Raw genomic sequence first — 14,000 nt, forward strand, 5'->3', positions numbered from 1 at the left:
TCTTGTTACTGACAGACGGATTTACCACTTGTTGTCGAGTTAATCTTCTGAAGTCGCGTACTCAACTGAGCTATCTCAACCTGCTGACATTGAAAAGCCTGTTCAAGCACATTGGCTGCCCAGACCGGTATATGTGGAGACAAACGATAGTAAATCCACTTGCCTTCACGTCGATCTAAAAGCAACCCAGCTTCGCGAAGCATGGCCAGATGGCGCGAAGTTTTAGACTGCTGTTCCTGAAGTGCCGTTGAGATGTCGCAAACACACAGCTCGCCAGTCTCACGTAGCAACAGCATGATGCGAAGGCGCGTCTCATCTGAAAGATATTTGAAAAAATGAAGCGGGATAAGCTGAGTCATAAACACTCCTATTGCTGAATTGAATATCATACTCAGGGGTAACGGCTCGTCAATAATACATTTGCTTAAGTGAATATGTTTTTAAGGAGAACGTTAAAAATCCAATGGCTCAATATGATGTATTCCACGGAAAATCAGCTGATCATAAACAGGCGATCTTTTAAGCATTGCTGGCAGTGCCAGCGGTGCTCATTTTTCAATCAATTACATTATAATGATATTTTGCCTGTGTCAGTCGCTGGCGAATCTCTTTCACCATACTGCGGACATGGGTTTGTGAGGAGGGTGACGTAGGGCGTTCAGTTTCTTGTACGCATCTCACCGGCATTTTTTCAGGGACAGAAATAGCGACGGTGGTTTCAGCCTGTGCATACAGTTGCCCGTCCCGTGCCCGTTTCATCATCGTCAGCAGCCAGCCGACCGGATTACCGATTTTCCCTGCCCGTAGCGCCTTGTCCAGACAACTCAGCACGGTCTGCGCCTGTTCAGCGGGCAGCGCCTGCAACTGGCTGGTCAGCATCGTCACATCTTCCGGTTCCAGTTGCCGGCACAATCCTTCCGGCAGACAAACAGCAGTTTGGGGTTCTACGTATGTTTTTTTATTCACACTTTGTGTGAAAGAACGTACATAACAGTTCGGTTTAGCTGAAACCCTATAAGACGTTGATTTTAGGCTGAGTTCGGTTCCCGAATTCAGTTCAACCTGCGCCTCTTGTTGACTCAGTCCGGTTTCCGAACCCGGCCTGATTTCCCTGAGTTCGGTTTGATTGTCCTCTTGTTGAAGAGACTGGCGAATCACCCTTTGCTGAGGCGTCTGAACGGCACTTAACCTCTCTTCCAGCAAGCGAATATGACTATGGCCATGTCGCATCAGCGGGTCTTCTTTGATGTCGGTCATGACGTCCCAAGCCGTCTGGCTGATAGTGCGGTTTTTGCTGCGACAGGCTTCGGCGATGGTATCCAGCCAGTGGGGATCGAGTATTTCGGCATCACGGCAGGTCAGCGGCTCATCGTGTTGCGCATAGATGTTGCCCCGTACCCGCCCGTGCTCATCCCGGATACGTTTGCATAAACTCAGCCAGCCGGTTATTCGCAGCATCAGTAACACCCGGCTGACGGTTTCACGCGAGGCCTTACCTTTATAAGGCGAGGCCAACAGCACCTGCAATTCGTCATAACTGGGAAACACCGCACCTTCATTATTCAACGCATACAGCCGGATCATCATCCAGCCCGTTTTATCCAGCGGCGACAAGCGATCATCCAGTAACAGGCGGCGGGGATAGGCATCCTGAATATTACCCATAAACAGCAGACCACTACGAAGTTGTGAAATGTCATCGTCTGCGCGATGTTCCAGACGCATTTTCATCTTAGCAATTGTGTGAGCAATTATGCTGTCTGCTGACAGGTTTATCATGATCCTTGATCTCCGGCCTTGGCTTTTAAATTGAGTCGGTAAAAATAATGTCAGGGCTGCACCCTGTGACGTTGAACAGGATGCAGAATGACACGACTTCAATACGGACTATTTACGAATTTCATTGTTGTAACGTTCATGGAGCATCAGCTCCCACGATTGTCCGTCATCCCGGCTTAACAACCGCCAGAACAACCCCACATTGATTTTCAGATACCCGGTGCCTTTTTCTTTCAGCCGGACGTAATTGCGCTCGCCCCGCTGGTAGCTGCTCACCTGATGTTGCGCCTTGCGGCGCAGTGACAATGGCGTCGTCAGAGGCACATTCAGGCCGGGCATGATTTCTGTTAATTTTGCTGACATCGTTTCCTGTTCTGTTGAGAGTTAACGGAGGGCTTTCAGGCCTGTTTTTTGACCGGTTCCGGTGCATCGCCCTGCTGCCACTCCTTCACCGCGTGCCAGACGGCCGTTAGTGAAATCTGGTGATCCGTGGCCATCTCCAGCATCATATCCAGCCCTTCGGCGCTGTCCGCATCGGCAATCTTTGCCGATTGCCAGCGCTGCCACAGGTCATGGTTTTCGTCTTCCGTCAGGGGCGAGCCCCGCCCCGGCCGCACGGTCATGCCGGCAATGCGGCGTCGGGCAGCAACTTCCAGACTCGACAGGCCGAAAAAATAGTGCATCAGTTCAATCGAGCCGCCTAATTCCAGTGCCCGGTCAATACGTTGCATCCGCTGCTGTTCAATCCGCGCCTGATGTAAGATGCGGGCCAGATTGGCGTGATGAATATGAACGCTCAGCACCGACACCGGGCTGTTGCCCAGATAATGCAAATCCTCAATCGTCAGGCGCTGCAACATCAGCATTTCAGCGGGTGCCAGCCCCAGTGCCTCACACCGGCGGATATAGCCGTTCTTCAAATCCATCACCAACTGCATCAGCAGGCTGTTGGTTGCTTGCGATAAATGATTCATCTACTTCCTCCACTATCAGGCCAGTCAAAACACAATGAATGAACAACACACGGAAAGCAGGCACCTTATACGGGTATCACGACATCGTTATATTCTCCCGCGTTATCTGGCGTTGAAGTTCACGCAAACGCCGGAGTACTCGGATAAGACGCAGGAACTTCACCGTCTGGGCATCATCCAGTAACGGCGCGTTTCCCCGTCCCGCAGTGCCGAGCAGAACGGCTGTCAGCATCAATTCCGTGGGCGCAGCCACTTCTTCGCCGATCAGCGACAGTAATAAACGTGAAAAAGCCCGTGCTTCCTGCGCATTCCCCAGACAAAAGCCTGCCGACCCTTCATCCGACACGGGCAGCAAGTCGCTGTCACAGCCCATCACTTCCGCCAGTTCAAATGCCAGCCGGAACGCCATGCTTTGCAGATGTTCGATATCGTCCTGCATCGGGGAAATGTCCCAGACGGAACTGACCGGCTCCAGACCAGTCTGAGCAAAATGCAGGCATTCAACCTCAGGAGCTGGCAGGGCAGGTTCAGGTGAATTCTCCTCGCTCTCCGACTGATAAGGTGGGAGCACAGGGTTATTTTTTCGGGGAGAGGGAGCAGGCGTTCGTGCCTTATCGGCCGGGGCGTGTATTGTCCCAGAGTCGGGTTGAGAAATTATTCTCGGATTCGGTTCCTTGTTTTGTACCCGAATCCGATCCGCTTTATTCGTCTCAGGTTCTTCCGGCATAGAGCCAAACGCTGTAGCCTGTTCGCCAAAAAGTTGTCGACGGTTACTTTCTTTCGGATCTAGCTCCAATATCCAGCGGTCATAATTCAATAATGGATGTGGCAATGCTTGTAATAAATCACCGATCAGTTCATCGCGGAACATCTCCGGTGACCAGTCTTCCAATGCATCAAACTTACGGCAACAGAGACCAAAAACCTCATCAAAGGTTACGGTAGGTTCCTGGTTTATACTGAAAACATGTTGTTGCCAGATGTTATCTGCATTCTGACGCAACACCAATAAAGGACGTATTTGTGGTGTTCCCAGCCCGGACGCCAGCAGATTAGGCATCCACGGGTAGAGGTACTTCACGGTATGTTCCATTCGACTGATGTGACCATCGCTAACAGGAAAACCTGCTTCACTGAGCAACGCTGAAAATTCACGCAAACTGATTTTTTTCTGTTTCTGCGTTTCATAAATCGTTCTGGCTTTGCAGATACCCAGCGCTTTTTCAATAAAGCTGAGATCGCCCCGCAATTCGTTTTCCGCCAGATGCCCGATGACACACTGCAACCGTCCCGGCCACGGCTTAAACAAACAATGCACCCGATAGAAGCGCTCATCCCCGGTTTCCTGCCACAGCTCGGACAGTATTTGATAGCGCGTATTCCCGCCATCACTGAAGATATAAACCTCATCGCCCTTCGGATCGCGGGTGACTTTCGGCACCGCATCCAGTCCACGGGCTTTGATTGACGCTTTGATATCGTCATAGCGCGGATTGCGGCTGGTCCGGGGGTTATCCGGATTGGGGCGTAGCTGATCTAATGTCAGGACCATCGGTATTTCTGCCATCGGCGGGCTGTCATTGAGCGTGGCCACGGCCTGCCGCCCCTGCTGTAACAAGGCATGGCCTAAATTCTGCGTATTACGTCCCATCCGTTACCTCCCGCTGTCATCGAAATCCGAAAAACGGGTATATTGCGCCTCAAACCGCACACGCACCGTGCCTGTCGGTCCCTGTCGCTGCTTGCCAATAATGATTTCGGCAATACCCGCATCCGGCGTGTTCTCGTGATAGACCTCATCGCGGTAAAGGTGCAATATCAAATCGGCATCCTGCTCCAGTGAGCCTGAATCACGCAGGTCACCATTATTGGGCCGTTTCTCGGGGCGGGCTTCAACTTGTCGGTTAAGCTGAGACAGCGCCAGCACCGGGCAATCCAGCTCTTTGCCTAACGCTTTCAGGCTGCGGGAGATATCGGCAATTTCCTGTGTGCGGTTTTCCTGTCCCGGCGCACACATCAGCTGGAGGTAATCCACCATAATCAGGGCCGGTTTACCGTATTTACGGGTATAACGGCGGGCGCGGGCACGCAGTAACGCAGGCGTCTGGTGGCTGCAATCATCGATAATCAGGCGCTGATCCCACTGGCTGAACTGTTCCAGACTCTGGCTGATACGCCCCCACTGCTCGTCATCCAATATCCCGTTGCGCAGGGCACTTAAAGCCACGCCGCCTTCCATTGAAGAGAGGCGCAGCATCAGTTGGGCCGTCGGCATTTCCAGACTGAAAATCTGCACCACCGCCTCATCCCGCTGTCTCAGGGCACCAAGGCAACAGGCCAGCCCCAGTGCGGTTTTGCCCATCGAAGGACGCGCGGCCAGCAGAATAAGGTCGCCAGCCTGTAAGCCACAGGTCATTTCATCCAGCACCTGAAACCCGGTCGGCGTGCCGGTGATCCCGTTACTGCCCTGAATGCGCTCCAGATGAGAAATCAATGCCTCGGCTCCCTGCAACAGGGTGACTTCCTGCTGCTGCCGGGCAGCGCCTTTTTCGGCCAGACTGAACAACTGACTTTCCGCCTGCGCAATCAGGGTACCTGACTGAACATTCGATTGAAAAACATCAGCGCTGAGGGATTTTCCCAGTGCCAGTAACTGACGTAACCGGCTTTTTTCCGCCACAATACGGGCGTACTCCTCAATATTGGCGGCACTCGGTGTGTTCTTACACACTTCCGCCACATAGGCAAAACCGCCTGCCCGGTCGATTTGTCCACGCTGGGTCAGCATATCGGTCAGGGTGATCAGGTCGAATGGGCAGTTTTTTTCGCTCAGTTCAGCAATGGCCTGAAACAGTATCCGGTGTGCCGGAAAGAAAAAATCGTCGGCAACCAGTAACAGCACCACCCCATCCCAGCGATCATTCTCCAGTATCAGGCCGCCCAGTACCCCCACTTCGGCATACGCATAACAGGGCGCTTCTTCACTGATGAGCTTTAAATGATCATGCACCATATCCATCGTCTGCCTCCCTACTAACCGCATTCAGGGCAGCGATTAAACGCTGTTGCAGACAGGGCGCAGAAACCCAGAACAGCACCTCTTTATTGGTCAGATATTGCGGCTGGTTATTTTCCCAGCCACATTCCAGCAGCGCTAAATCCGGAGACGCATCGGGATGCATGGCCTGCCTGCGCAGCTCCTCTTCATTGCGGGGATAATAGTGTTCAACCTCATTCGGAGAAACGTCGAGAATAGCCGGCAACAAAACCTGGAGTTTTGCCTGCGCGGTTTCGCGATCCGGCGCATCCACAAAAACAAACCACTCATCATCACTGAACAGTAATTCAACATGCTCATAACGAAAGCAGACGACTCGCCAGATAACATTCATTGTGTATCTCCCGCCGGTTGTTCAGTCAGTACCGCATCGAATTTTTCCGCCCATAGGGGCACTAACTCACAGGCGAGACTGTGTATGGTGTGTGTGGCCGCCGGACTTTTCCGGGTGGTTTTATATTCAAGGCGATGCACGGGCTGGGCACGGACATGTCCCAGTTTGTAGATATCCAACAGGTCTATCCGGGTTTTCAGCAGCTGATAAATCTGCCTACCACCCAGTGCCGACGCGTCATACCGTCTGTTATTGATAATGTCAGTCAGTTCACTCAGTGTATCCCGGTCAATATTCGTCCCTTCAATCCCATTGACCAGTATCTGGATAGCAGGCAACCGAATACCGTAGTTTTCAAAGGGTCGGAGCCGGGTCAGCATCCGCAGGGTTCCACGCAGGAACTCGCGGACATCGGGCAGAATCGGTTTGATTATCCCCAGAACGCCCTGTGTGGCCGCCAGTACAACCAGCTCGCTCATCACACCTGTCGCACCTTTGGAATCAATGAAAATGATATCGTACTGACTGAAGAGCGGATGTTGCAGAATGTTGCGCAAACGTAAACGCCCGTCGGGGGCATGCAGCATCGCGGTTGGCAGGAGTTCATCGGGATCGTTGGAGATCAGAACATCCAGATTTTTGATTATCGAGCGGGAAATGATCTGCTCAGGCTGGTTCAGATCCACCGTCTGCATCAGTAATTCATACAAACCCGTCGGGGCTTCATAGTGCAGGGGAAAAATACTGCTGGCCGTGGGCTGTGAGTAATCGGCGTCAATCAGGAGAGTATTTAAACCAGCATCGGCAAAAAAGCCGGCCAGATTCGCGGCATGGGTGGATTTACCTTCGCCACCTTTGGGGGAAATTATCGGAAGTATTTTCATGTTGTACACTCAGTAGTTTGAGCGTACAAACCAATGCAAAAATCAACTGGTTACATTTTCTTAACTTAGGAGGGGATTGAAAATCCCCGTGTCCTTGGTTCGATTCCGAGTCCGGCACCACTTCAACTTCCAGTGAAGTCCAGCCCAGTCAAACAATTCTTAGCAAGTCCTGCAAAATCAATACCATTTCCTATTTCTACGTCCAGTTTCGTCTGTTGCAATCAAGATGCAGCGAAGGGCATAATTCGGGGCACTTACCGTTCGATTAAAGGAATGCCCTTAATAATGAAACTAAACGCCCGGCAAATCGAAACTGCAAAGCCCAAAGAAAAAACCTACAAACTCGCCGATGGCGGGGGCCTTTATTTAGAAGTCTCGTCACGCGGTTCAAAATACTGGCGCATGAAGTATTACCGCCCGACCGATAAGAAAGAAGATCGTCTGGCATTTGGTGTTTATCCGGCAGTATCGTTAGCCGATGCCCGCGCCAGACGGGATGAAGCCAAAAAGCTGATGGCACAGGGCATCGATCCCAAAGCCGAAAAGAAAAGCACCCCCTCACCCGCCAAAGTGAACTCGTTTGAAGAAGTCGCCCGTGCATGGCACGCCAGTAACAAACGCTGGAGCGACAGCCACCGTCAAAAAGTGCTGCGCAGCCTTGAGCAGTCTATTTTCCCGCATATCGGCGTACGCAATATTACCACATTACGCACCAGCCAGCTTTTAGCCCCCGTCAAGGCCATTGATGAACAGGGCAAACACGATATCGCCCAGCGTCTGCGCCAACGTGTTACCGCCATCATGCGTTATGCCGTCCAGAATGATATTCTGGAAACCAACCCGGCCAATGATATGACCGGCGCACTCACCACCGCCAAATCCCGTCACCATCCCGCCCTGCCCCACGAATGTTTACCGGATTTCCTGAACCGCTTGTCTACTTATCGCGGGCGCTTACTGACCAAGATCGCCGTCGAGCTGGCGCTGCTGACGTTTGTCCGTTCCAGTGAACTGAGATTTGCCCGCTGGCAGGAAATCGACCTTGAAAACGCGGTGTGGAAAATTCCGGCCACAAGGCAACCCATCAAAGGCGTTCGCTTTTCTGAGCGTGGCATGAAAATGAAAACGGATCACCTTGTCCCGTTGAGCCGTCAGGCAGTTTCGCTATTCAAAGCATTGCACGCACTGAGCGGCAATTGCGACGTGATGTTCCCCAGCGATCACGACTCCGCGAAAGTCATGAGCGAAAACACGGTTAACAAGGCATTACGGACGATGGGCTACGACACTCAAACCGACGTCTGCGGGCACGGATTCCGCACAATGGCGCGTGGTGCGATGGGCGAATCCGGCCTGTGGAGTGATGACGCCATTGAACGCCAGCTCAGCCATATCGAACGCAACAACGTTAGAGCAGCCTATATTCACACCTCCAAACATCTGGACGAACGGCGACTGATGGTGCAGTGGTGGGCGGATTATCTGGATGCGAACCGGGAAAAATCCATTACACCGTATGACTTCGCCAAACCGCTGCGCGACAGAAAAAACCGTTAATGCAACATAAAAATTAATTCTTATCGGGAGAAAAAGAGTTAACGCTGTTCATTAAGTCTTGTTTTTTAAATAATCCGCCTGTCATCAGATAACGTCCACGGTGAGCGCTCAAGGACTCGGTAACAGGAGAATGAATATGACAATGACAGCAATGAAAATACACTTGATTCGTTTGCCGGAAGTGCAGCGCAGGACGGGTTACAGCAAAGCGTGGATCTACAAACTGATTAGCGATGGCGCATTTCCGCAACAGGTCAAAATCGGACCTCGCTCAGTGGCTTTTATTGAGGCAGAGATTGATGACTGGATTGCGCAGCGTATTGCAGAATCACGAGCGGCATAACACAGAAAATATGATGACATAATAAACAGACTATAAAACACAACGCCCCGAAGTGCGCTAACACTGCGAGGCGTTTCACCAACAATCATTAAGAAAGGTAAAAATGATGGCTGATACACAGCATACCCAAACTCGCCCTAAATTTACAGCTCAAAAAACAACAAGCAACCACAAACCGCTTGATCTTATCCAAACCGTCAAAACTTCAGCTATGTACTCATGGCAAAACCTGCTACCAGCTTGTGGTATCACTGTTCCGGCAAAAGGTAAACATGGTGCCTGTCCGGTTTGTGGCGGCACTGACCGCTTTCACTTTATCGACGACCATCATCACGGCAACTGGCACTGCCGCCAGTGTGATACCCCGAACTATGGCGATGGACTGGATTTAGTGGCAAAAACCAATCGGATCACGATTATTGAAGCAGCCAAAGTTGTCGCGGATGCACTGGCATTGCCTTTGCCCGAACCTAAGCCCGCCAAAAAAACCACTTATCCCACACAGCCCATTGCCGAAAGCGTCGCGGCACTGATGAAGCAGACTATCGCCGGACAATCGCCCTATTTGATTGCAAAAGGGCTGCACTGCCCAAATCAGCGGTTACTGTTCGATAATTCGGTTTTATTGCCGCTGACAACACTGGATAAAAAAATCACCGGTGCACAAATCATCAAACCCAATGGCGAGAAAAAATTACTGTCAGGCAGCCAGAAGAAAGGCGCGTTTATTGCCGTATCAAAGCTGGAAGAATCCCCCGACACGGTAATCATTACAGAGGGTTACGCCACAGCACTGACCGTTAACCAGTTACATCAAGGAAGCGTTCTGGCAGCACTGGATGCAGGCAATTTATCTTCCTTTGCCAAAGTCGTTCGGGAACGCTGGCCGGACGTAAAAATCATTATTGCCGCAGATAATGACTGGCATAGCCCCGACGAGCTGGATAAAAACGGCAAACCGAAAGTGAATACCGGCAGGATCTCAGCAGAGAAAGCAGCGCTGGCGGTTAACGGTTGGGTTACGTTACCACCGACAAAACATAAAGCTGATTGGGATGATTATCGCCAACAACATGGCACTGAGGCAGCACAGCAGGCATTCAGTAAGGCGTTATATCAGGTGAGGGAACCGATGACCAGTGATGCAATAGAAACCCGTCGTTATGACAATGTTGAAAGTATCTACCCAAATCGCCAAACAAAATTACCACTGTCAGTCGGCTCTGAAGGCTTTGACGCACAGTTAGACTACGTGGTTAAGGGCATTATTCCGGCGCATTCCCTGTGCAGCATTTACGGGGCAAGCGGTTCATACAAAAGTTTTCTGGCGGGAGCGTGGGGTTGTCATATTGCCACAGGTAAGGCATGGGCAGGAAAACAGGTTGCTCTGGGTGCTGTACTGTACGTGGTTGGTGAAGGTGGGATTGGTGTGCCCCGGCGCATCAAAGCATGGGAAATCGTCAACGGTCAAACGGTTGAAAATATGTACCTGATCAATACGCCGGTATTTCCGGCCTCGCCTGCCGAAGTGCATGAGCTGGTGATTGCCGCCCGGCAAGTTGAAGCTGAAACAGGCCAGCCGGTGCGCCTGATTATTCTGGATACCCTCGCCCGCTGTTTTGGTGGTGCGGATGAAAATGATTCAAAAGATATGGGCGCGTTTGTCCGGGGCTGTGATGAACTGAAAGCTAAAACAGGGGCAAGCATTCTCGTGGTTCACCACTCCGGCAAAGACGAAAGCAAAGGCGCGAGAGGCTCCAGTGCCCTTCGCGCCGCGTTGGATGTTGAATACAAGATCAGCCGGGAAGGGAAAAAAGGCGGCTCACTGGTTATCACCTGTACCAAAATGAAAGATGCCGAAGAACCGGAAACCAAAGCCTATGATATGCGCGTGGTGGAGCTTTTTACCGATAAAGACGGTGAAGAGATTACGTCACTGGCGCTGATTGACAGGCCGCGTGATCCGGTTGAAGAGGAAGACATCGATCATATCGCCAATAAAACTGATAACCACACAGCCTTGTGGCAGTGTATCCGCTCGCGTACGGCCCTGAAAGAACCTTGCAGCATTGCCCTTGTGCGTGATGATTTAAAATCGATGGGCGTGAATGTGAAGAATTTCAGCCGTTGGTTAACCAAGTTAGAACAGGACGGGATGATTACCCGCCACGGGCAGGAACTCACGATTATTAACCAGAACAATAAAGATTAAAAAGTGAGTCAGAAAGTGAGGAACGGTGAGGAGAGGAATTTTACTGCTCACCGTTTTCCTCACTTTTTTCGCATATATATGGAAAAAGTGAGGAGCACAAAACACGTTGATTTTTAAGGATAAAAAATTATCGATTCCTCACCTGTTTTCACAGTGAGGAAAATAAAAAGTGAGGAGAAAAATGAGGAGCAGGTGAGGAAATATTTTTTCTGGCAGGTGTTTTTCAGCTCTCCGTGCTACCGGGTTAATGTATTAGCCCGGTAGCACGGAGATGACAAGCGCAGCGCGTCAGTCAAGGATGTAACATAACTTAATATGAGATAAATAATTTACGGACACTTTTTAGTGTAGGTAAAGTTAGATTACTTTCTTACCTTCTGAAAATGCTTTTCTGGCTTCATTTAAACTCATCTCATTAGCCCCTCCTTGAAAGTCGGCATTTTTAGACTGTATAGAGTCATCTTCCCATCCACAAATGTCACAAATAAGGTATTCGCCAAGTTCATCAAGGGAAATGTGGTCACAACATGGACAATGATATTTATCATTCATTGGCTACTCTAATATTTTGGTATTAACCTTTTAAAATAAAAGCTATCTGTTTAAACAAATAGCTTTTAACAATCATTTTTTAAAAACTATTTTTTAATATCATTCAATTAAATTACTATATTTCTTTGTTCTAGAAAACTCAGGCTCTTTCCAATTAGGACCTTTAATTGTCTTCCCTTTATTATCTTTAGTTAATTTCCCCTCGTCTAGTAGTCTTTTGTATGTTGTCCATAGTTCGTTTTTTTCAATGACTTCAAAGTTAAATCTTACATACATACGATCTATAGATGGATAGGAGCTTTTAAGAGAAAACACTAAAAGTATATCTTCGACAGATTCATTTTTTATCATTTGCTCTAATGGACGCATATTATTATCTCTCTATTTATATTTAGCTTCTTCTGCAAGATCAGCAGCATGAATAGCTTCAGGTGTATATAGAGGATACGTTCTTTCATGAATTTTGTAATCCTCTAGAGTTGCAGCGTGGGCATGATTCCAAATATCCTCATCATGAACACCATCGGGAACACCTACAACACGATAACGTTCTAATTCCCTTATTTCATGTGTGTAGTATCGCCTATCATAATCGGTCGTAGGTATCTCTCCTGACAGAATTTTCTCTAAACGTTCAATCATCATTGTATTATCAATACTTTCTTCAAATCTGCTGGTATGTAGTTTAACTTTATCTAATCCTTCTTGTGTAATTTCAACATTTCTCCAGTCTAAATCCTGAATAGGTCCACCCGCTTTATCTGGATCATAGGTACGACCACTGTATTTACCTTTTTCCGTTCCACCATAAGGATCGCTCAAATAAACATAAATCGCCGGTATATTTGAGATTGGGAAAATCAGAATATAATCCCGGAAATTACGCTCCTGTATGGGTGTGGTCGTCTTCGTCGGCCCGTGGTCTGTTCCATCTGTTATTGGCGTTTCCGTTTTGTTCCCTGCGATTTCATTCGGATCTTGCTGTGGGTTGACCAGAATTCCGTCCCGCCATGTTCGCTGTTCCGGGATCGGTAAGCCGGGCGTTTGGCTGGTGATCGTTGGATCAAGCGGGATGACTTTGACATTTATTGAAGTATCATGCTGCCCATACTGACCACTAATTTCATTTTGCGATATTCCGCCTTTTTGTGGATCCGCATACCAGACCAATGCCGGCGAATCTGCATCATCTTCCCAAAACTCATATTGGTTGAGTGAACTATTGTATTGTACATGGCGAACTTTGACCTGTTCTAACCCGCTTTCTTCATTGGTATGGTATCCCACGGGGATTGATTGCCCGGTTTTTACATCTTCGACAAACCGGTAACGGACACGTGTTGGCGCAGTGCCCTTTTCATCGGCAATTTTTATCAGATTTTTATGGCTCTCTAAATCACTGTCGCTGCCATTCCACCAACTTCGCATCATCACGCCTAATATTGCCACGGATGTCGCGGCGAGATAAGCATCACGGGATAACTCAAACTGGGCATCCTTCAGCTTTTGTTGCTCACTTTGAGAGAGCAGCGGACTCTCTTTATCGGTATCGCCATAATTTGTCTGAACTGCCGCCGCATTGGCTGCCATCTGCCGCATCATCTGCTGCCGCATTAGTTCAGGAAAGATAAATGGATTGGCTTCTGCCTTCGGAAATATCTGATTCCCTACCCAGGCAATGGCCTTGAGAATAAATGGCTCAGAGGTTTCCTGTCTGTTTGGGGGGCGTTGGTGTGTCGGTTCGGCCCGATAAATCTGCATCTCACCAAAGTGCGTATGTGGTTCCATTCCAGTCCCTGCCTCTGTGCAACCCGCAGGTTGCAGGCAGGATTTTGCAAATACCGGCTTCGCAATACGTTCGACTACTATTACATGCCGGCGGTTATGTTCGGGTATCACCGTGATGCCCGCATATTCGCGGTCAGCATAATACTTTGTTTGCAGGGCTTCTTCTGTCCAGCCTTTGATCTTCGGCAACCCATCACTGAGTTCACCCGGCATAATCGCGGGTGAGGAACCCGATGCTTTTTCAGTTTTCACCGCTGAAACAGAGGGTCTTTCAACCAATTGGTCTGCCAGTTTCTGCGCATCCACATGCAGGGTCACGGGCAGCGGCGATAAATTTTCTTCCCGCAGTAGTCCCTGACCATCCGTTACGCCATTAGCCTTGATCACTCCATCCCGGCTTTTCAGGGTATAGGGAATACCGATTAATGGCTTACCCTGATTATCCAGTAACTGAAATTCCAGCCAGTGTTTGAATGTATTGCAGGGCACACAATCTAATCTTCCTGTGTCACTCATTTG

Annotated in this window: 14 protein-coding genes; 3 read left to right on the plus strand and 11 right to left on the minus strand. The window is 49.5% G+C overall.

What is annotated here, in order from left to right; translation table 11 throughout:
* Positions 1 to 5: 5 nt before the first annotated feature.
* From Xhom_RS48410 to Xhom_RS48445, 8 genes are all read right to left on the minus strand, one after another.
* Positions 6 to 359 carry a metalloregulator ArsR/SmtB family transcription factor gene (locus tag Xhom_RS48410; protein ID WP_069317035.1) on the minus strand — a complete coding sequence of 118 codons (354 nt, stop codon included), beginning with the start codon at positions 357 to 359 and terminating at the stop codon, positions 6 to 8.
* Positions 360 to 555: 196 nt separating this feature from the next.
* On the minus strand, positions 556 to 1,779 hold the full coding sequence (locus Xhom_RS48415) for an STY4528 family pathogenicity island replication protein (protein ID WP_069317036.1): 1,224 nt from the start codon (positions 1,777 to 1,779) through the stop codon (positions 556 to 558).
* A gap of 108 nt (positions 1,780 to 1,887) precedes the next feature.
* Positions 1,888 to 2,142 carry a ParE family toxin-like protein gene (locus Xhom_RS48420; protein ID WP_069317037.1) on the minus strand — a complete coding sequence of 85 codons (255 nt, stop codon included), beginning with the start codon at positions 2,140 to 2,142 and terminating at the stop codon, positions 1,888 to 1,890.
* A 35-nt stretch (positions 2,143 to 2,177) separates the two neighbouring features.
* The gene (locus tag Xhom_RS48425; protein WP_069317038.1) at positions 2,178 to 2,753 is read right to left on the minus strand and encodes a DUF2857 domain-containing protein; all 576 of its coding nucleotides are present in this window, start codon (positions 2,751 to 2,753) and stop codon (positions 2,178 to 2,180) included.
* A gap of 76 nt (positions 2,754 to 2,829) precedes the next feature.
* Positions 2,830 to 4,404 carry a ParB family protein gene (locus Xhom_RS48430; protein ID WP_069317039.1) on the minus strand — a complete coding sequence of 525 codons (1,575 nt, stop codon included), beginning with the start codon at positions 4,402 to 4,404 and terminating at the stop codon, positions 2,830 to 2,832.
* 3 nt (positions 4,405 to 4,407) lie between these two features.
* A complete protein-coding gene (gene dnaB-PI / locus Xhom_RS48435; RefSeq protein WP_069317040.1) occupies positions 4,408 to 5,772 on the minus strand; it encodes an SPI-7-type island replicative DNA helicase in 1,365 nt (454 codons plus the stop codon).
* Positions 5,756 to 6,145 (minus strand): hypothetical protein, encoded by a 390-nt coding sequence (locus Xhom_RS48440; RefSeq protein ID WP_069317041.1) that lies wholly within the window; start codon positions 6,143 to 6,145, stop codon positions 5,756 to 5,758. The genes dnaB-PI and Xhom_RS48440 overlap by 17 nt, the downstream gene beginning before the upstream one ends.
* Complete coding sequence (locus Xhom_RS48445; RefSeq protein WP_069317042.1) at positions 6,142 to 7,029, minus strand: ParA family protein; 888 nt, start codon at positions 7,027 to 7,029, stop codon at positions 6,142 to 6,144. The genes Xhom_RS48440 and Xhom_RS48445 overlap by 4 nt, the downstream gene beginning before the upstream one ends.
* Positions 7,030 to 7,314: 285 nt before the next feature.
* Between Xhom_RS48445 and Xhom_RS48450 the strand changes: the two genes are divergently transcribed.
* The 3 genes from Xhom_RS48450 (at position 7,315) to Xhom_RS48460 (ending at position 11,141) form a co-directional block, all read left to right on the plus strand.
* On the plus strand, positions 7,315 to 8,586 hold the full coding sequence (locus Xhom_RS48450) for a tyrosine-type recombinase/integrase (RefSeq protein WP_069317043.1): 1,272 nt from the start codon (positions 7,315 to 7,317) through the stop codon (positions 8,584 to 8,586).
* Between the two features lie 136 nt (positions 8,587 to 8,722).
* On the plus strand, positions 8,723 to 8,929 hold the full coding sequence (locus Xhom_RS48455) for a helix-turn-helix transcriptional regulator (protein ID WP_069317044.1): 207 nt from the start codon (positions 8,723 to 8,725) through the stop codon (positions 8,927 to 8,929).
* A 106-nt stretch (positions 8,930 to 9,035) separates the two neighbouring features.
* On the plus strand, positions 9,036 to 11,141 hold the full coding sequence (locus tag Xhom_RS48460; protein ID WP_084023153.1) for an AAA family ATPase: 2,106 nt from the start codon (positions 9,036 to 9,038) through the stop codon (positions 11,139 to 11,141).
* Positions 11,142 to 11,498: 357 nt separating this feature from the next.
* Here the strand turns inward: Xhom_RS48460 and Xhom_RS48465 are convergent, their stop codons facing one another.
* The 3 genes from Xhom_RS48465 to Xhom_RS48475 form a co-directional block, all read right to left on the minus strand.
* On the minus strand, positions 11,499 to 11,693 hold the full coding sequence (locus Xhom_RS48465) for a CPCC family cysteine-rich protein (RefSeq protein ID WP_069317045.1): 195 nt from the start codon (positions 11,691 to 11,693) through the stop codon (positions 11,499 to 11,501).
* A 99-nt stretch (positions 11,694 to 11,792) separates the two neighbouring features.
* Complete coding sequence (locus tag Xhom_RS48470) at positions 11,793 to 12,062, minus strand: immunity protein (RefSeq protein WP_069317046.1); 270 nt, start codon at positions 12,060 to 12,062, stop codon at positions 11,793 to 11,795.
* Between the two features lie 12 nt (positions 12,063 to 12,074).
* Positions 12,075 to 13,997, minus strand: coding sequence for an S-type pyocin domain-containing protein (locus tag Xhom_RS48475; RefSeq protein ID WP_069317047.1), 1,923 nt, complete (start codon positions 13,995 to 13,997; stop codon positions 12,075 to 12,077).
* Between the last annotated feature and the right edge of the window lie 3 nt (positions 13,998 to 14,000).

The organism is Xenorhabdus hominickii, assembly GCF_002632725.1.
GTDB classification, from domain to species: domain Bacteria; phylum Pseudomonadota; class Gammaproteobacteria; order Enterobacterales; family Enterobacteriaceae; genus Xenorhabdus; species Xenorhabdus hominickii.